A 17,018-nucleotide genomic window follows, 5' to 3' on the forward strand; every position below is an offset into this window, starting at 1 on the left:
CCGAAATCGGGGGACGGCGCCCGGGCAGTACGCCGGTCCTCGCAGAGCCCCCCGGCCTCTGCGAGGACCCCGCGCCGGTGCGACGCCGGCCGTCAGGACATCCCGACGGCCTCGCGCACCCGTCCTCCCGCCTCGGCGAGCCGGTCGAGCGCCGCCACGCGCGAACAGCAGGCCAGCAGCATCACGACCGCGACCTTGGGCTGGCCGCCCGCGGCCTCGAGCGCGGCCGCGGCGGTGGCGGCGTCGGTGCCCGCGGCGGCGGCCACGATCCGCCGCGCCCGGTCGACGAGCTTGGCGTTGGTCGGCCGGACGTCCACCATGAGGTTCCCGAACACCTTGCCGTCGCGCACCATCGCGGCGGTCGAGAGCATGTTGCACACGAGCTTCTGCGCCGTACCCGCCTTGAGGCGGGTGGACCCGGTGAGCACCTCGGGGCCGGTGTCGAGCTCGATCGCGACGTCGGCGTGAGCGCTGACCACGGCACCGACGTTGCAGGCCACCGACACCGTCGCCGCACCGACCGAACGCGCGTGGTCGAGCCCGCCGACCACGTACGGGGTGCGCCCGCTCGCCGTCAGGCCGACCACGGCGTCGTCGGGCCCGAGCCCGATACCGCGCAGGTCCTCGGCGGCGAGCGCGGGATCGTCCTCGGCGCCCTCGACGGCTTCCGTGAACGCCCGGCGCCCGCCCGCGATCAGCCCGACCACCTCGGCGGGGTCGACGTCGAACGTCGGGGGGCACTCCACGGCGTCGAGCAGACCGAGCCGGCCGCTGGTGCCTGCGCCCAGATAGACCAGCCTGCCGCCCCGCGCCCGCGCCGCGACGATCAGCTCGACGGCCTCGGCCACCTGCGGCAGTGCCGCGGCGACGGCTTCGGGGGCGCGCCGGTCCTCGGCGTTCATCAGCGCGAGCAGGTCGGCCACGGGCATCCGGTCGAGGTCTGTGGTGGCCGGGTTCGGGGCCTCGGTGGTGAGCGTCGTCAGGTCCATGGTTGTCCATCCACATCGGATCGATCCGGGCCGGGTCCGGCGCCGTCGGGCGGCTCGACACGCTCCCGCGCCGGACCCCCCTTGCCACCCGAGACCGCCCGGTGCGTGCGTTCCAGCGCGGCGAGCGCCCCCGGCGTGCGGTAGGCGACGCCGACGAACACGGTGTCGACCACCAACAGCTGGCTCGTGCGGCTGCCCATCGCCGCGGAGCGGAACCCGAACTCGCGGCCCGCGGTGAGCAGCGTGTGGTCCGCGGCCCTGGCCAGCCCGGAGCGCGACGCCCCGGTGACCGCCACCGTGACCGCACCCGCCGACCGCGCGGCCTGCAGGGGCCGCACGACCCCCGCCGTCTCCCCGGAGTGCGAGATGCCGATCGCGACATCGCCGGGGCGGAGCAGGGCCGCGCTCACCACGGCGGCGTCGTGCTCGGGACGGGCCAGGCACAGCACGCCGATCCGGCCGAGCTTGGCCGCGAGGTCCTGTGCCACCAGGCCGGAGGCTCCGATCCCGTAGACGTCGATCCGCCCGCTCCTGGCGATGGCCGCCACCACCGCCTCCAGCGCGTCGCCGTCGACGAGCTCGGCGGTGCCGGCGAGCTGCTCGCCCTCGAACGCCGCGAGCTTGCGCAGCACCGTGGGCATCGGGTCGTCGTCGGCGACACCCGAGTCCAGCGGCAGCCCGGCACCCTGGCCGCTGTCCAGCGCGGCCAGCGCGGCCAGCGCCAGCCGCAACGCGGGGTAGCCCGGGTAACCGAGCCGCCGTGCGACCCTGGCGACCGTCGCCGTGCTCGTCGCGGTCTCCCGGGCCAGCTCGGTGATCGTGAGCTGGGCAGCGGCAACCGGATCGGCGCCCAGGCGCGTGGCGACCGTGGCCTCGGCCGGTGAAAGCTCCGGAAGCACGGCCCGCATCCGGGCGGCGAGGTCGGTCACGACGCCAGCTCCAGCATCCGGGGCAGCCGCTCGGGCCGCTGCCGCCAGGGGAACCCGTCCCGGCCGGGCAGCATCGCGCCGAGGACGCTCGGGTGCCGCGCCCCGGTGCAGCTCGCCACGGTGGCAGGGATGTCGTGCACCGTGCAGAAGCCCAGCAACGCGAACGCGTAGGCCTCCTTCCACAGCGCGGGGAGGCCGAGCTCGTCCGAGGTGCGCACCGCAACGCCGGGCAGTTCCCCGGCGAGCATGCGCATCAGCGTGGGGTTGCGGGTGCCGCCGCCCGCGGCGATCACCTCGGTGCCCCCGACGGTACGAACGGCGTCCCCGACCGTGCGGGCGGTCAGCGCGGTCAGGGTGGCCGCCAGGTCGTCGTCGGCGACGGGTGGGCGGCCCGCCAACGCGGCGTCCAGGTACCCGCGGTGGAAGAGCTCCTTGCCGGTGGTCTTCGGCGCTTCGCGCGCGTAGTAGGGCTCGTCGAGCAGGCGCCCCAGCAGGGCGGCGTCCACCCGGCCACGCGCGGCCATCGCCCCGTCGACGTCGCAGGTCAGTCTGCCGCCGGTGCGGTCGGACACCGCCAGGTCGAGCAGCGCGTTGGCCGGACCGGTGTCGAACGCGATCGGGTCCGCACCGGGCGGGGCGACCGTCACGTTGGCGATGCCGCCGAGGTTGAGCGCCACCGGCACGCCGGGCCGTCCGCGCAGCCACAACACATCGACCATGCTCACCAGCGGGGCGCCCTGGCCGCCTGCCGCGACGTCGCGGCTGCGCAGGTCGGCCACCACCGCGCAGCCGGTGCGCTCGGCGATCCAGGCGGGCTGACCGATCTGCAGCGTGCCGCGGACGGTGCCGCCGTCGACCCAGTGAAAGACGGTCTGACCGTGTGCGACGACGAGGTCCGCACGCCCGCCACACAGCTGCGCGTTCGCCTCGGCGGCGGCCCCGGCGAAGGCCTGCCCGATGCCGGCGTCCAGGCGGCAGACCTCCTCCATAGTCGTGGCGGCCGGGGGCAGCGCCGCGGCGATCCGGGCGCGCAGGTCGTCCGGGTAGGGCGTGCTGACCCCGCCGAGCAGGCGCAGCACGATCCGGTCGCCGTCGAACTCGAGGTCGGCCGCCGCAGCGTCGATCCCGTCGAAGGACGTCCCGGACATCATCCCGATCACCCGCACGCGCTCACTCCCCCAGCGGCCTGCGGTGGCTGTCCCGGCGCAGCGTGGCCAGTGCGACGGCGCTGACCACGCAGGTGGCCATCACGTAGTAGGCAGGGATGTCCACATCGGACGTCTGGGCGATCAGCGCCGTGATGATCAGCCCGGCGGAGCCGGAGAAGACCGCGTTGGACAACGAGTAGGCCAGGCCGAGCCCGGTGTAGCGGACGCCGGTCGGGAACATCTCCGACAGCATCGCCGGTCCCGGTCCGGCGATGAGGCCGACGACCGCGCCCGCCACCAGCACGGCGAGGCCTTGCAGGAACGTGCCGCTGCCGCGGTCCTGCAGGATGTTCAGCAACGGCAGGGCCAGCACGACGATCAGCACGGTGCCGGTGAGCATCACCGGGCGCCGCCCGATCCGGTCGCTGAGCACACCCGCCGGCAGGATCGTCAGCGCGAACCCGGCGTTCGCCAGCACCGTGGCCACCAGCGCCTGCTGGAACGAGGCACCCAGCGACGACTGCAGGTAGGCGGGCATCACCACGAGGAACGTGTAGCCCGCCGCCGACCAGCCCATCAACCGGGCGGCCCCCACCCCGATGGCACGCGCGGTGGCAGCGGCACCGGGCACCGCGACGGGCTCGCCCCCCACCGCTGCTTCCGGGGCCGCGGCCGCCCGCCGGAACGACGGCGTCTCCTCCAGCCGCAGCCGCAGCCAGAGCGCCACCAGGCCCAGTGGCAGGGCGAGCAGGAACGGCACCCGCCACCCCCACAGCGCGAGTTGGTCCGCGGTGAGCACCGCGCCCATGATCGCCGCGAGCCCGGCGCCGGCGAGCAGCCCGAGCGCCACGGTGAACGACTGCCACGAGCCGTAGAGCCCGCGTTTCCCGGCGGGCGCGAACTCCGTCATCACCGAGACCGCGCCGCCGAACTCGCCGCCCGCGGAGAGGCCCTGCAGCACCCGGACCAGCGTGAGCAGCCACGGGGCCGCGGCACCGACGGTGGCGTAGGTGGGCAGCACGCCGATCAGGAAGGTGGCCGCGGTCATCAGCAGCAGGACGAGCACGAGAGTGGGCTTGCGGCCGATCCGGTCGCCGACCCGGCCGAAGAGCGCGGCCCCGATCGGCCGGAAGAAGAAGGCGAGCGCGAACGACGCGTAGGTCTTGATCAGGCTCTCCAGGCCGCCTGCCCCGTCGGGGCTGAAGAAGTTGGCGGCGATGATCGTGGCGAAGAAACCGTAGACGCCGAACTCGTACCACTCGATGAAGTTGCCGACCGTGCCCGCGACGACCGCCCGCCGGGAACTCCCGGTGCCGGTCTCGCCGGCGCTGCGCGTGGTGGTCATCCGGACCTCGCCTCCCTCGATGGCAATAATGCTCACAATCGGACCGCATGGATGTCAACGATTGACACGCGCGTCACATCGGCGCGTTGCGGGCCGCGAGCGCGGCACCCGCGGCCGCCAGCGCAACCCGCAGTTCGGGCGGCTCCAGCGCCTCCACCTCCCCGCCGAGCCCCGTGAGCTGGCCCGCCGCGACCGGGACGTCCTCCACGTCGAGCTCCACCTCGCGCCAGCCCTCGGCGTCCGGCGGGCCGGCGTGCGCCACGGCACGGACCGCCGCGTCGGGGTCGGCGACGTGCGACAACCACTTCAGCCCCCGCGGCCCGAGCCGCAACCGCACCGTCTCGCGCAGCATCCGGCTCTCGAACCGGCTCGCCGCCCCCGCCCACCACTCCGCGAGGTCGAACCCGTCCGGCCGGGCGAAACCCTCGCCCGTCGGCTCCGCCGCGGCGATCCGGTCGACCCGGTAGGTGAGCACGGCCTCCGCGCTCCGCGAGGCGAGGTACCACGTCCCCGCCTTCAGCACGAGCCCGAGCGGGTCGACCGTCCGCTCCACGACGTCGGAGCGCCGGCGGTAGGAGATGCGCAGCCGCCGCTGCTCCCACACCGCCTCGGCGACAGCGGCGAGCTGCGTCACCTGCTGCGGGGTGTGAAACCAGCCGGGCGCGTCGAGGTGGAACCGTTCCGCGACGATCCGGGCGTGCTCCCGCAGCTCCGCGGGCAGGGTGGCGAGCAGCTTGGCCTGCGCCCCGGCCAGCGCGGCGCTCATACCCAGCTCGGCGAGCACCTGCGGGGCGCCCACCGCGAAGAGCGCAGCCGCCTCCTGTGCCGTGAGCCCGTCCAGCCGGGTCCGCCAGCCCTCGACGAGCCGGATGCCGCCGCCGCGGCCGGGCTCGGCGAACAGCGGCACCCCCGCTGCGGAAAGTGCAGCGACGTCCCGGTAGATCGTCCGCTCGGAGACCTCCAGCTCGCGCGCCAGCTCGGCCGCCGTCGCCCCGCGCAGGCGCTGCAGCGTGAACAGCAGGGTGACCAACCGGGACGCGCGCACCCCCGGATCGTGCCCGATCCCCGCAAACCGGCACGGTGGTCAGGTGGAGACGCTCAGCACCCGCCAGGTCTACGCCAACAACTGGATGTCCGTTCGTGAGGACGCCGTGCGCCGCCCCGACGGCTCGAACGGCATCTACGGCGTGATCGACAAGCCGACCTTCGCACTGGTGATCCCGCGTGACGGCGACCGGCTCCAGATGGTCGAACAGTTCCGCTACCCGGTGGGCCGACGCCGCTGGGAGTTCCCGGCAGGCACGGCCCCCGGCCGGACGGAGGTCGACACCGCCGACCTGGCGGTGCAGGAGCTGCGCGAGGAGACCGGCCTCGTGGCCGGCCGGATGGAGCTGATCGGCAGGCTCGAGGTGGCGCCCGGGATGTCGAGCCAGACCGGCACCGTCTGGCTGGCCACCGAGCTCAACGAGGGACCCACGCAACGCGAGCACACCGAACAGGACATGCGCGCCGCCTGGTTCACCACGGCGGAGTTCGAGGCGATGGCCCGGTCCGGCGAGATGACGGACTCCCAGAGCCTCGCCGCCTACCTGCTCCTGCAGCTGCACGATCGGGCCTGAGCTCGGCGACGGGGCATGATCTGCCCCAACGCGACCGACCGGACCGGAAAGGGACCACCGCATGGACCTGCGCGAGACCGACGAGCAACGGCTGCTGCGGTCCTCCGTCGCCGCGATGGCGGCGAAGTACGGCCACGACTACCTCATGGACAAGGCGCGTACCGGCGCGAAGACCACCGAGCTGTGGGCCGACGCCGCCGCGGCCGGCTACCTCGGCGTGGCGGTACCCGCCGAGTACGGAGGCGGCGGCGCTGGGATGGTCGAGCTCACGATCGTCGCCGAGGAGATCGCCGCGGCGGGCTGCCCGTTGCTGTTGATCGTGGTCTCGCCCGCGATCGCCGCCTCGGTGATCGCGAAGTCCGGCACCGCCGACCAGAAGGAGCGCTGGCTCCCCCGCTTCGCCGACGGCTCCGTCCGGATGTCGTTCGCGATCACCGAGCCGGACGCGGGATCGAACTCGCACCGGATCACCACCACCGCCCGCCGCGACCCCGACGGCGGCGGGTGGCGCCTGAGCGGCACCAAGTACTACATCTCCGGCGTGGACGAGACGGACGCGACGCTCGTGGTCGCCCGCCTCGAGGACGCGGCAGCCGGCACCCTCCGCCCCGCGATGTTCATCGTGCCCACCGACACACCGGGCATGACCTACCAGCCGATCGAGATGGCCATCCACAGCCCCGAGAAGCAGTTCACGATCTACTTCGACGACGCGTTCGTGCCCGACGACGCGCTGGTCGGCGGGGAGGAGGCCGGCCTGGCAGCGCTGTTCGCCGGCCTCAACCCGGAGCGGATCACCGTGGCCGCCTACGTCAACGGCCTCGCCCGCTACGCCCTGCGCAAGGGCGCCGCCTACGCCAAGGACCGCACCGTGTGGCAGGCGCCGATCGGCAGCCACCAGGCGATCGCCCACCCGCTCGCCAAGGCCCACGTCGAGGTCGAGCTCGCCCGCCTCGCCACCACCCGCGCCGCCTGGCTCTACGACGAGGGCGACCAGGCCGCCGCGGGCGAGGCGGCGAACATGGCCAAGTACGCCGCCGCCGAGGCCGCGATCAACGCCGTCGACGCCGCGGTGCAGGCGCACGGCGGCAACGGGATGTCGGTCGAGTACGGGGTGGGCACGCTGGTCGGCGCCGTCCGCGCCACCCGGATCGCCCCGGTGAGCCGGGAGATGATCCTGAACTACATCGCCCAGCACTCCCTCGGCCTCCCCCGGTCGTACTAGACGGGGGCGGGGCGCGGCGCGGTTGATCGTTCCGAGATCCACGGGTCCGCCCCCCGCGGGGCCAACAGCCGCATCTCACAGCGATCACCCCCCGCTGTGCCCGCGAGTCGCCCGGTTCCAGCGCGCGAGTCGCCCGGATCGCGGGCGCGAGTCGCCCGTTTCCCACGCACCCACGCACCCACGCGCCCACGCGCCCACGCAGGAGTCGCGCCACGGGTCGCGCCACAACGAGAACCCGGCAACTCGCGCCCCCAAACCGGGCGACTCGCGGGACCAGGCGCGTCCTCGCAAACCGCGCGTGCTCCTCGCAGACCCCACAGCACCTGCGAGGAACCCACCCCCTCTGCGAGGACCATCAGGGGCGGGGCGCGCGGTGCGCTTGATCGTTCCGAGATGCAGGTGTTCGCTCTCCGCGGGGCCAACAGCCGCATCTCATAGCGATCACCCCGCGCGGGCGTAATTCGGGCGACTCGCAGGGGGTGGGGTCTCCGCTGCCAGCCGGCTCTCCCGGACGCTCGTCCTGGTCGTCCCGTGCGACCAGGCGGCCTTCCGGGAGGCGTTCGACCGGCTGCGGTCACCGGCTGCCGCGCCCGGCCCGGCGCCGGTCTAAAACCCGTGAGCACTGTCATATCAGCGCTGTTACATTAGCGCTGTGACATCCCCTGATCAGCCCCAGCCGGCCCGGGGCGCCGACCCGACCCTCGAGAGCGCGATCCGGCCCCTGCGGGTTCTGCTCTCGGCGATGGATGACGACATCGGCAGGCTGTACGCGCAGCGCGGCGTGCCCGTCCGCACCCGGTTCAGCATGGCGCTGATCCGCCTGCACCACCTCGGCCCGATGAGTGTCAAGGAGCTGGCCGAACAGGTCGACGTGACGCACTCGGCCATGAGCCAGACCGTCACCGCCATGCGCGGGGACGGGCTCGTCGAGAGCTCACCCGGCTCCGACGCCCGCACCCGCACCGTCTCGCTGACCGATCGCGGCCGTGAGCTCGTGCCGTTTCTCGAAGACGAGTGGCGCGCGACGGAACGCGCGTTGGCGGAGCTGGAGGAGGAGCTGCCCTACCCCCTCACCCGCGTCGTCGACGACATCACAGCGGCTCTGCAGCGTCGTTCCTTCCTCGACCGCATCACGCAGCAGCTCGAGGGTCACGGACCGGGGCACGGGGCGTGAGCGTGCTGGACGGCATCGTCGACACCCGCCCGCTGCGGTCGCACCCGGCGTTCCGCCGCCTCTGGGTCGGCACGACGGCGTCGAGCTTCAGCGGCCAGGTCGCCGTGGTCGCGGTGCTCTACCAGGTCTGGGAGCTCACGCACAGCCCGGTGTGGGTCGGCGCCATCGGAGTCGCCACGGCCGTGCCGACGATCGTGTTCGGACTGCTCGGTGGCGCGCTGGCCGACGCCGTCGACCGACGCACGCTCGTCATGATCTCCGGTGCGGGTGCGGTGACCGCGGCCGCGCTGCTCGCCGTCCAGGCCGCCGTCGGTATGCAGTCACTGCCACTCGTGCTGCTTCTGGTGGCTGCGCAGACGTCGTGCGGAGCGCTCGGGTCGTCAGCCCGCCGCACCTTCGTGGCCCGGCTGCTCCCGCGCGACCAGGTTCCGGCCGGCATCGCCCTGAACCACGTCAGCTTCCAGGCCGCGATGCTGGTCGGGCCGGCCGTCGCCGGTCTGGTTCTGGCCCGCTGGGGCCTCACCTGGGCCTACGTCCTCGACGCCGCGGCCATCACGGTCTCTCTGTACGGGGTGGCCCGGCTGCCGAGCATGCGGCCCGCGGACGGCGCGGCGCGGTTCGGCCTGCGCTCGACCTGGGACGGCTGGCGGTTCCTCGTGCGGCGCCCGGCGTTGCGTGGCGCCATGGCCACCGACCTCGCCGCCACCGTGCTCGCGATGCCCATCGCGCTCTTCCCGATGATCAACCAGGAACGGTTCGGGGGGAACCCGGAGACCCTCGGCCTGTTCCTGTCGGCGATCGCGGTGGGCGGGATCGCCGGCAGCCTCACCTCCGGTCTCATGGTCCGCGTCGGCAGACCGGGGATGGTCTCCCTGGTCGCCGCGGCCACCTGGGGTCTGGCGCTCGCCGGTTTCGGCCTCTCCGACACGCTGCTGCCGACCTTCGCGTGCCTCGCCGTGGCCGGGGCCGCCGACACCATCTCCGTCATCTCCCGCGGCACCCTGGTCCAGCTGGCCACCCCGGACACCTACCTCGGCCGCGTCAGCTCCGTCGAGAACGTCGTGGGCGTCGGCGGCCCGGGTATCGGCAACGCCAGGGCCGGGGCCGTGGCCGCTCTCACCTCGGCGTCGACGGCCGCGGTGACGGGCGGCCTCGCCTGCGCCCTCGTGGTGGTCGCACTGGCCGTCACCAACCCCGCGCTGCGGCGCTGGAGCCCACGGGAGACGTCGGCGGCGCCCCGAGCTTGATCACCATTCTCGGCCCGGTCGATATCGTTCTCCAGATTCGTCGGCATTTGGCGGACAGGCGATCCGCCGTCAGGATCTGTATTGAAATGACGGACGGCGGGTTTAAGGTTCCTCCCCAGGGAGAAGCCATGACACCACCGCAACGACGCGAGATCGATGTGGCGGCCCGCAAGGTGCACAGGATTGTGGTCGACACGTCCTTCGCCGAGTTCCGGGCCCGGTTCGAGCAGGCCGTGCCGCGGTTCGACACACCAGGGTTCACGCAGTTCACGAGAGCGGAAGCGAACTGGGACGCCCTTGTCCGCGCGGTGGCGGACAAGGCTCCCCACGGCTTCGTCACTCACTGGAGCCGCGACATCAGCTCGATGCTGTGCCCCGAGAGCAACTGCCGCCGGTGCCGGGCGTACCTGCTGGACAGCCCGGCAGTTCTGTTCCGCGCGCCATTGCGCGCGGCTATCCACGAGGACGTGGCGGGGCAGGTGCGATTCGTGACCGACCGGCCCAGCGCGCGGTTGGCGAGCCTCGGTGACCCCCGGATCGTGCGTTACGGCGAGGATCTCGACCACAGGCTCGACGCGCTCCTGGAGTTCCTCGGCGTCACCACGCCGTGACGCGTCAGGCGAGCCGCACCGGCAGCCGCGTGAGCCTGCGCGACCCCGGCAACCGCGCCCACTCCTGCTCCTCGTTGACCAGTGCCAGGTCGGGGAACCGCTCGAACAGAGCGCGGAACGCCACCTCCCCCTCCTGACGGGCGAGCGCCGCACCGAGGCAGTAGTGGAATCCGTGCCCGAACCCCACGTGCCCCTCCCCGCGCCCGACCGGCCGCCTGGTCACGTCGAACCGCTCGGGGTCGGTGTACTCCCGGGGATCGAAGTTGGCCGACACCAGCACGGCCTGGACGGCTTCACCCGTTCGGATCCGCACCCCGCCGAGATCGACGTCCTCCGCGGCGTAGCGCAGTCTCGTGATGTGCACCGGCCCGCAGAACCGCATCAGCTCGTGCACGGCGCCGGGCCACAGGCTCGGGTCGTGACGGAGCAGGTCGAGCTGGTCGGGGTGGGTGAGCAGGGCGACGATGCCGTTCCCGATCAGGTGGGCGGTCGTCTCGTGGCCCGCGAGCACCAGCGTGAGCACCATCGTGACCAACTCGTCGTCGCTGAGCTGGTCGCCGTCCGCCTCCTGCGCCTGGATGAGGGCGGTCAGGAGGTCGTCGGCCGGCTCTGCCCGGCGGCGCCCGATGAGGTCCTGCACGTGGGCGACCATCTCGCGGATCACCACCGGGAAGATCTTCGGGTCCATCGACACCAGGCCGACGCCCCACTCCCGCCAGGCGGGCCGGTCGGCCTCGGGCACACCGACCAGCTCGCAGATCACCGTGATCGGCAGCGGATAGGCGAACTGCTCGATCAGTTCGGCGGGGGACGCGAGGCCGTCGAGCAGAGTCGCGGTGATCGCCTCGACCCGGGGGCGCAGGTCGTTGACCCGCCGAACCGTGAACGCCCGCGACACCAGCTTGCGCAGCCGGGTGTGGTCGGCTCCGTCCCTGTCGAGGATCGAGGTGATGACGTAGCGGGAGAGCTCCGGCGGGAGGCCCAGCGCCTCCTCGAGCATCTTCTCGCGGACGTTGTTCACCTCCACATCCGGCACCGACGCCGGGTCGTTCACGAAACGCGGATCACCCAGCACCACGCGCACGTCCGCCTGACGCGTGACGTACCAGGCGCTTCCGCCGTCCATCGTGCGTCCGCGCAGCACCGGGCCCTGCTCGCGCAGGCGTCCGTAGCCCCCGTACGGATCGGCGATGAGGGCAGGGTCCATCAGGTTCGGTTCGACGGACGACGGTGTCGTGGTCATTCCTGGCTCCTTCTCTCCGGTGCCGTCCGTCCGGGTTCACCGGACGCGGCGGCGCCACTCGTTGTCGATGTGCTCGATGAGTGATCGGTAGAGCTCGGCGATGACGGGCGCCAGGCGCTCGAGCTCGGCGGACGGCGGGTCCGGCACCTGCACGGCGGAGGCGATGGCCCGTTCGAGGAGACCGGCGCGGGTGTCCACGTCGAGGTCGGGACGGCTCCCCGGCGCACCGCCCACGAAGAAGAACCCGGCCCCGATCGCCCCGAACATGTAGAGCAGCGCGTCGATGTCGAGGTCGGTGCGCACACATCCCGCGTCGCGCAGCAGCCGCAGGTGTTCGGTCAGCGTCTCCGCACGGGCGGCGGCCAGCCCCCCGAGGGTCTCCCCTGCTTCGTGTGCGAGCCGGCCGAGCACCTCGGCGTCGGCCAGGTACAGCGCGCGGGACATCGGGTCGGCCGCGAGCTCCAGGTAGAGCGAGCTCAGCTGCCGGGAGGGCAGGACGTGCGCGGGCTCGGCCTCCATCCGGTCGGCCATGGCCGTGACGATCCGGCGGTTGGCACGCAGCAGCACGGTGAGGAAGAGCGCTTCCTTCGTGCGGAAGTGCAGGTAGACCGTGCCCTTGCCGATTCCGGCGTGCCGCGCGACCTCGTCGATGGTGACCCGTTGGTAGCCCCATCGCACGAGCAGCTCGGCTGCGGTGTCGAGGACCCGCTCCATGCGGCTGCTCGCGAACTCCGGCGCGGCCACGCCGACCTCCTCGTCGTGACGCCCTGACCATCTGACGTTGTGACCAGATCTCCCGATCCGGTCACGAGGTCACCGTACGCGGGGTGGCAGCGTCCGACAAGCCCGGTTCGTCGGACTCACCCGAGTGCCACGACCCCCGTCCCGGACTACCGTTGCGGCATGGCCGACTACGAACATCTGCTGGTCAAGCACGAGGGCGACACCGTCCGGATCACGATGAACCGGCCGGACCGGCGCAACGCACTGTCGGAAGGCCACCTGCGCGAGCTGCTCGACGCGTTCGAGACGGCAGGGCGCAGCAGCGCCACGGGCATCGTGCTCGGCGCCGAGGGCAAGGCGTTCTCGGCGGGCCACGACTTCTCCGACGTGGCGGCCCGGGACCTCGGCGGGGTGCGCGACCTGCTGAAGCTCTGCACCCGCGTCATGCAGACCGTCCAGGAGGTGCCGCAGGTCGTGATCGCGCGGGTGCAGGCCATCGCGACCGCGGCGGGCTGCCAGCTCGTGGCGTCCTGCGACCTGGCGGTGGCGGCGGAGTCGGCCGCGTTCGCGCTGCCCGGGGGCAAGGGCGGCTGGTTCTGCCACACGCCTGCCGTCCCGGTGGCCCGCACCATCGGACGCAAGCGGCTGATGGAGATGGCCCTCACCGGCGACGCGGTCGACGCGGCCACCGCCGCCGAGTGGGGGCTGGTCAACTACGCGGTGCCGGACGCCGAGCTGGACGCCCGGGTCGACGACCTGCTGGCGCGGGCCACCCGCGGCAGCCGCTTCGGCAAGGGCGTGGGCAAGCAGACCCTCTACGCCCAGCTGGACCGGCCGGAGGCCGACGCGTACGCGATCGCCGTGGAGGTGATGGCGTCGCTGTCACAGAGCCCCGGCGCGCGGGAGGGGATGGCGTCGTTCCTGGAGAAGCGCGCGCCCGTCTGGCCGGACTGACCGAACGCGCAGTGGTTCATGATCGCGGGTGAACCAGTGCGCGTTGATCATGCGTTCAGCGCTTGGAGACGAGCCGGCGCAGCAGCGCATCCATCGGACCGGGACGCCCGGTGCGGTCCATCCAGGCCGCCACGGCCAGCGCGACGAGCCAGACGGCGAGGGCGACGGCCAGCGCGCCGAGGCTGTCCACCCGCTCCCCGAGACCCAGCAGGCCGCGGTGCAGCACCACGGCGACGAGCACCGAGTTGAGCAGGTAGAAGGTCAGCGACCGCTGTCCCACCGCGGCCACGGCACGGGTGATCGGGCCGCGCCGCTCGTCCAGGCGCAGGGCGAGCAGGCCGAACGCCGCCGCGTAGCCGGCGCCGCCGAGCACGCCCGTCAGCACCTGCAGGGCGAGCAGAGCGCCGGTGGACACGACGCCGGGCCGTAGGGCGTCGACCGCGATCAGCGCCGCGGGCAACGCGCCGAGCAACGACGTGGCGATCCCGCCGACCGCGATGCGGACCAGGAGCAGGCGGTGGCGGGCCGGCTCGTCGAGCAGCCCGATGCGCCCGGCCCGGAAACCCAGCACGACGAGCAGGAACAGCGGGAAGGCCAGGGCGACGAAAATCGGGTTGAACGGCACGGCGACCGCGCGCGCCAGCCAGTCCGCCGCGGTGGTGTACCCGGGCATCGCGACCGCGGCGACGTCGGGCGCAGCCGCGAGGGAGACCATCGCCAGCGTCACGGTGACGGCGTAGCAGGGCACGAGCACCGCGATCGTGCGCGTGACGGCGCGGTCGGAACGGAACAGCAGACCGCCGAGCACGAGCCCGGCCAGCCCGTAGGAGGCGAGGATCTCGCCGGGGAACACCAGGAACGCGTGCACGGCGCCGAAGGCGAGGAGCCACAGGCTGCGCCGGCGCAGCAGGCCACGGGTCTCGGCGTCCGGCACGCCCGCCCGGCGCCTGCGGGCCACCATCCAGGCCAGCCCGTAGCCGTAGAGCATCGCGAACATCGGGAACGCGCGGTTGTCGAGCACGAGCATCACCACGAACCGCGCCACGGTGTCGGCCGCGGAGGTCCCGTCCGGGAGCCGGCCACCGAACGCGACCCCCGCGTACACCCCGGCGTAGGCCATCGCGATCAGCAGGAGCATCACCCCGCGGGCCAGGTCGGGGGCGAGCTTGCGCTCCGAGGGCGGAGTGGCGCCGTAGCCGGCACTTGCGAGGGGGCCGGTCGCGGTCATCCGACGGTCTCCTTCGTCCGTTCGGCGGGCTTCTCGCCCTTGGCTGCCGCCGCGGCGGCGAGCGCGGCACTCTCGGCGTGGCCGGACAGGTAGTCGAGGAACCCGCCGCCGCGGCCCTTCGCCATCGTCGTGCCCGGGTAGCGCAGCCGGGCGAAGGTCTCGGGCAGGTGGGACTCCAGGCGACGGACCGCCACGGCACCACCCGCCCAGCCGGCGGCCACGGCGTTCCCGAGCGCCACCGCGAGAGTCACCACCGCGAGCCACAGCGGCGGGTGGGCACCGAACGCCAGCGGCACCGCCACCGCCACCGTCGGCGCGATCAAGAGCAGCACCGCCCAGAGCGCCACCTGGATGGCGAAGCCGTTCTCCCCGGCGTCGGTGGCGTTGACCCGGCGGTGCGGGTCGACCCCCGGAGTCACGCCGACCACGGACATCACGACGGCCACGGCGCTGCCGACCCCGAGCGTGGCCAGGATGGCCGCGTAGATCGGCACCGCGAACTCGAACACCCTGGTCAGCGCCATCATCAGCGTCGACAGGCCGAAGGCGGGCACACCCAGCGCCACGACCAGCCCGATCTGACGGCCCCGGATGTCGGCCCGCACGGCACGGGGGCTCTGCCCGACCATGAGCAGCCACAGTGCGGTGCCGTCCTGGCCGAACAGGTTCGCCCCGCTGAGGCCGACCATCAGCGCGACGGCGATGCCGGCCAGACCGGCGAGCTGCGGGATCCCGGCGATCACACCGTAGATCGCGACGAAGATCCCGAACCAGATGGACGAGCGGACCTCCAGGCTCCGCCACGGGTCCCGCCACCAGGTGCGCAGCTCCTTGCCCACCACGGCACCGAGCGGCGTGCCGGGCAGCAGCCGTCCCCGGGTCAGCACCCGGCTCCCCCACGGGCGGGTGCGGCGGCGGACGGTGCGGTTGCCCACGTAGGGCGTCAGGAGTGCGACGGCGGCCAGCACCGCCAGCGCCGTGACCAGCGCCAGCGCGCCGATCAGCCCCACGGCCGACGCAAGGTCGCCCGCGGCCACGGCGTCGACGGCCAGCAGGGGCCAACTGCTGGGGAACAGGGCCAGCACCCCCGAGACCCCCGACGCGCCGAACCCGTCGCGCAGGAACACGGGCAGGGCGCTCACCACAGGCGAGACGATCACCCACCCGACGAACATCGACGCGAGCAGCAGCCCGTACTGGATCGCCGCGATCTCGACGCCCATCCGGGTGCGCATGGCCGCGCCGAGCAGGGCGTACGCCACCCGCGAGAGCGCCACGGTGAACACGAGCAGCAGCGCCGCCCCGACCACCGCGATACCGACGGCGGCCGCCACGGACGCGACGTCCGGTACGGCCGTCACGACCGCGTAGCCGACCAGCGCGAGCACGGCCGCCGCGGTCACGGCGGCACCGACGCCGACGAACACCGACGCGAGCAGCCCGACCCCCAGCCGCCGCGGGGACAGCGGCAGCAGCGTGAAGTACTCCGGCCGCAGCACGGCCGCGCCCGAGGTCAGTATCGGCCCGACCAGCCAGCCGACCAGCCAGGCGGCGAGCATGAACAGCAGCACGTCGGACCGGGCCGACGGGGCCGCGACCAGCACGGCCACCCACGTGGCGAGCGCGCCCACCACGCCCAGCACGAGACCGAGCACCCGCTTCCAGCTGAGCGTGTGCCGCTGGATCGCGAACTTGAGCCGGATCAGCTCGCCAACCACGCCAGCTCCTCCTCCCCGATCTCGCGCTCCCCGACGAGCCGGACGAAGGTGTCCTCGAGCGTCGAGTCGCCGCGGACGTCGGCCAGGGTTCCTGCGGTCAGCACCCGCCCGGCCGCGATGATGGCCACCCGGTCACAGAGGTCCTCGACCAGCGACATCACGTGCGACGAGATCACCACCGACCCCCCGGCAGCGACGAAACGGCACAGGATGCCGCGCAGCACGCGGGCCGAGACCGGGTCGACCGCCTCGAACGGCTCGTCGAGCACCAGCACCTTCGGTGCGTGCAGCAGTGCGGTGGCCAGCCCGATCTTCTTTCGCATGCCCGTCGAGTACTCGATGACCTGCAACCCCCGGTCCTCGGCCTCGTCGAGCTCGAGGATGCGCATCAGCTCGACGGCCCTGGCGCGCACCACGTCAGCGGGCATGTCGCGCAGCAATCCCCAGTACGTGAGCAGCTCACCGCCGGTGAGCCGCTCCGGGAGCGCGAGACCGTCGGGCAGCACGCCGAGCAGCGCCTTCGCGCGGGTGGGATCCGTCCAGACGTCGACGCCGTGGACCGCGGCGGTACCGGCGTCCGGGCGCAGCAGGCCGACGGTCATCGCGAGCGAGGTGGTCTTGCCGGCGCCGTTGGGCCCGACGAGCCCGGTCAGCGAGCCAACCGGAACCGTCAGGCTCACCTGGTCGGCAGCCGGCTTCCCGGAGAAGACCTTCGTGAGCCCGTCCAGGTGCAGGGCCACCGGGGTGTCGATCGACATGGCCGCAACGCTGCCCGGCCGGCACGCCCCGTACTGCGGCCGACCGGACAGTCCCCCTGGCCGATCGGCCCGCGTCCGGCCGGAAAATCAAGCCACTCGGGTATACG

Annotated in this window: 16 protein-coding genes; 6 read left to right on the forward strand and 10 right to left on the reverse strand. The window is 73.2% G+C overall.

Features of this window, described 5'->3' with window-relative positions; genetic code table 11:
- Positions 1 to 92 precede the first annotated feature (92 nt).
- From murQ to AC5L35_RS13770, 5 genes are all read right to left on the reverse strand, one after another.
- Positions 93 to 989 carry an N-acetylmuramic acid 6-phosphate etherase gene (murQ, locus tag AC5L35_RS13750; RefSeq protein ID WP_495060000.1) on the reverse strand — a complete coding sequence of 299 codons (897 nt, stop codon included), beginning with the start codon at positions 987 to 989 and terminating at the stop codon, positions 93 to 95.
- The gene (locus AC5L35_RS13755) at positions 980 to 1,918 is read right to left on the reverse strand and encodes a MurR/RpiR family transcriptional regulator (protein WP_495060001.1); all 939 of its coding nucleotides are present in this window, start codon (positions 1,916 to 1,918) and stop codon (positions 980 to 982) included. The genes murQ and AC5L35_RS13755 overlap by 10 nt, the downstream gene beginning before the upstream one ends.
- Entirely contained in the window at positions 1,915 to 3,084 is a 1,170-nt protein-coding gene (locus AC5L35_RS13760; protein ID WP_495060002.1) for an anhydro-N-acetylmuramic acid kinase, read from the reverse strand. Before AC5L35_RS13760 ends, AC5L35_RS13755 begins: the two co-directional genes overlap by 4 nt.
- A gap of 4 nt (positions 3,085 to 3,088) precedes the next feature.
- Positions 3,089 to 4,411 (reverse strand): MFS transporter, encoded by a 1,323-nt coding sequence (locus AC5L35_RS13765; protein ID WP_495060003.1) that lies wholly within the window; start codon positions 4,409 to 4,411, stop codon positions 3,089 to 3,091.
- A gap of 73 nt (positions 4,412 to 4,484) precedes the next feature.
- Positions 4,485 to 5,456 carry a helix-turn-helix transcriptional regulator gene (locus AC5L35_RS13770; RefSeq protein WP_495060004.1) on the reverse strand — a complete coding sequence of 324 codons (972 nt, stop codon included), beginning with the start codon at positions 5,454 to 5,456 and terminating at the stop codon, positions 4,485 to 4,487.
- 43 nt (positions 5,457 to 5,499) lie between these two features.
- Between AC5L35_RS13770 and AC5L35_RS13775 the strand changes: the two genes are divergently transcribed.
- The 5 genes from AC5L35_RS13775 (at position 5,500) to AC5L35_RS13795 (ending at position 10,287) form a co-directional block, all read left to right on the forward strand.
- On the forward strand, positions 5,500 to 6,030 hold the full coding sequence (locus tag AC5L35_RS13775; RefSeq protein ID WP_495060005.1) for an NUDIX domain-containing protein: 531 nt from the start codon (positions 5,500 to 5,502) through the stop codon (positions 6,028 to 6,030).
- 61 nt (positions 6,031 to 6,091) lie between these two features.
- Positions 6,092 to 7,255, forward strand: a complete 1,164-nt coding sequence (locus tag AC5L35_RS13780; RefSeq protein WP_495060006.1) for an acyl-CoA dehydrogenase family protein — start codon at positions 6,092 to 6,094, stop codon at positions 7,253 to 7,255.
- A gap of 652 nt (positions 7,256 to 7,907) precedes the next feature.
- Entirely contained in the window at positions 7,908 to 8,429 is a 522-nt protein-coding gene (locus tag AC5L35_RS13785; RefSeq protein ID WP_495060007.1) for a MarR family winged helix-turn-helix transcriptional regulator, read from the forward strand.
- On the forward strand, positions 8,426 to 9,676 hold the full coding sequence (locus tag AC5L35_RS13790; RefSeq protein ID WP_495060008.1) for an MFS transporter: 1,251 nt from the start codon (positions 8,426 to 8,428) through the stop codon (positions 9,674 to 9,676). The genes AC5L35_RS13785 and AC5L35_RS13790 overlap by 4 nt, the downstream gene beginning before the upstream one ends.
- Positions 9,673 to 10,287 carry a DUF302 domain-containing protein gene (locus AC5L35_RS13795; RefSeq protein WP_495060009.1) on the forward strand — a complete coding sequence of 205 codons (615 nt, stop codon included), beginning with the start codon at positions 9,673 to 9,675 and terminating at the stop codon, positions 10,285 to 10,287. The genes AC5L35_RS13790 and AC5L35_RS13795 overlap by 4 nt, the downstream gene beginning before the upstream one ends.
- Positions 10,288 to 10,291: 4 nt before the next feature.
- Here AC5L35_RS13795 and AC5L35_RS13800 read toward each other — a convergent pair whose 3' ends face one another.
- A complete protein-coding gene (locus tag AC5L35_RS13800) occupies positions 10,292 to 11,530 on the reverse strand; it encodes a cytochrome P450 family protein (RefSeq protein WP_495060010.1) in 1,239 nt (412 codons plus the stop codon).
- A 36-nt stretch (positions 11,531 to 11,566) separates the two neighbouring features.
- The gene (locus AC5L35_RS13805; RefSeq protein ID WP_495060011.1) at positions 11,567 to 12,274 is read right to left on the reverse strand and encodes a TetR/AcrR family transcriptional regulator; all 708 of its coding nucleotides are present in this window, start codon (positions 12,272 to 12,274) and stop codon (positions 11,567 to 11,569) included.
- A 159-nt stretch (positions 12,275 to 12,433) separates the two neighbouring features.
- On the opposite strand from AC5L35_RS13805, the gene AC5L35_RS13810 reads away from it, so the two are divergent.
- On the forward strand, positions 12,434 to 13,207 hold the full coding sequence (locus tag AC5L35_RS13810) for an enoyl-CoA hydratase-related protein (protein ID WP_495060012.1): 774 nt from the start codon (positions 12,434 to 12,436) through the stop codon (positions 13,205 to 13,207).
- A 55-nt stretch (positions 13,208 to 13,262) separates the two neighbouring features.
- Here the strand turns inward: AC5L35_RS13810 and AC5L35_RS13815 are convergent, their stop codons facing one another.
- From AC5L35_RS13815 to AC5L35_RS13825, 3 genes are read right to left on the reverse strand one after another with little or no spacing between them, the layout of a single operon-like run.
- On the reverse strand, positions 13,263 to 14,435 hold the full coding sequence (locus AC5L35_RS13815; RefSeq protein ID WP_495060013.1) for a DUF418 domain-containing protein: 1,173 nt from the start codon (positions 14,433 to 14,435) through the stop codon (positions 13,263 to 13,265).
- Positions 14,432 to 16,153 carry a hypothetical protein gene (locus AC5L35_RS13820; RefSeq protein WP_495060014.1) on the reverse strand — a complete coding sequence of 574 codons (1,722 nt, stop codon included), beginning with the start codon at positions 16,151 to 16,153 and terminating at the stop codon, positions 14,432 to 14,434. The genes AC5L35_RS13815 and AC5L35_RS13820 overlap by 4 nt, the downstream gene beginning before the upstream one ends.
- Positions 16,138 to 16,911, reverse strand: a complete 774-nt coding sequence (locus tag AC5L35_RS13825) for an ABC transporter ATP-binding protein (protein ID WP_495060015.1) — start codon at positions 16,909 to 16,911, stop codon at positions 16,138 to 16,140. Before AC5L35_RS13825 ends, AC5L35_RS13820 begins: the two co-directional genes overlap by 16 nt.
- Positions 16,912 to 17,018: the final 107 nt, after the last annotated feature.

Source organism: Pseudonocardia sp. OZ21 (assembly GCF_059359135.1).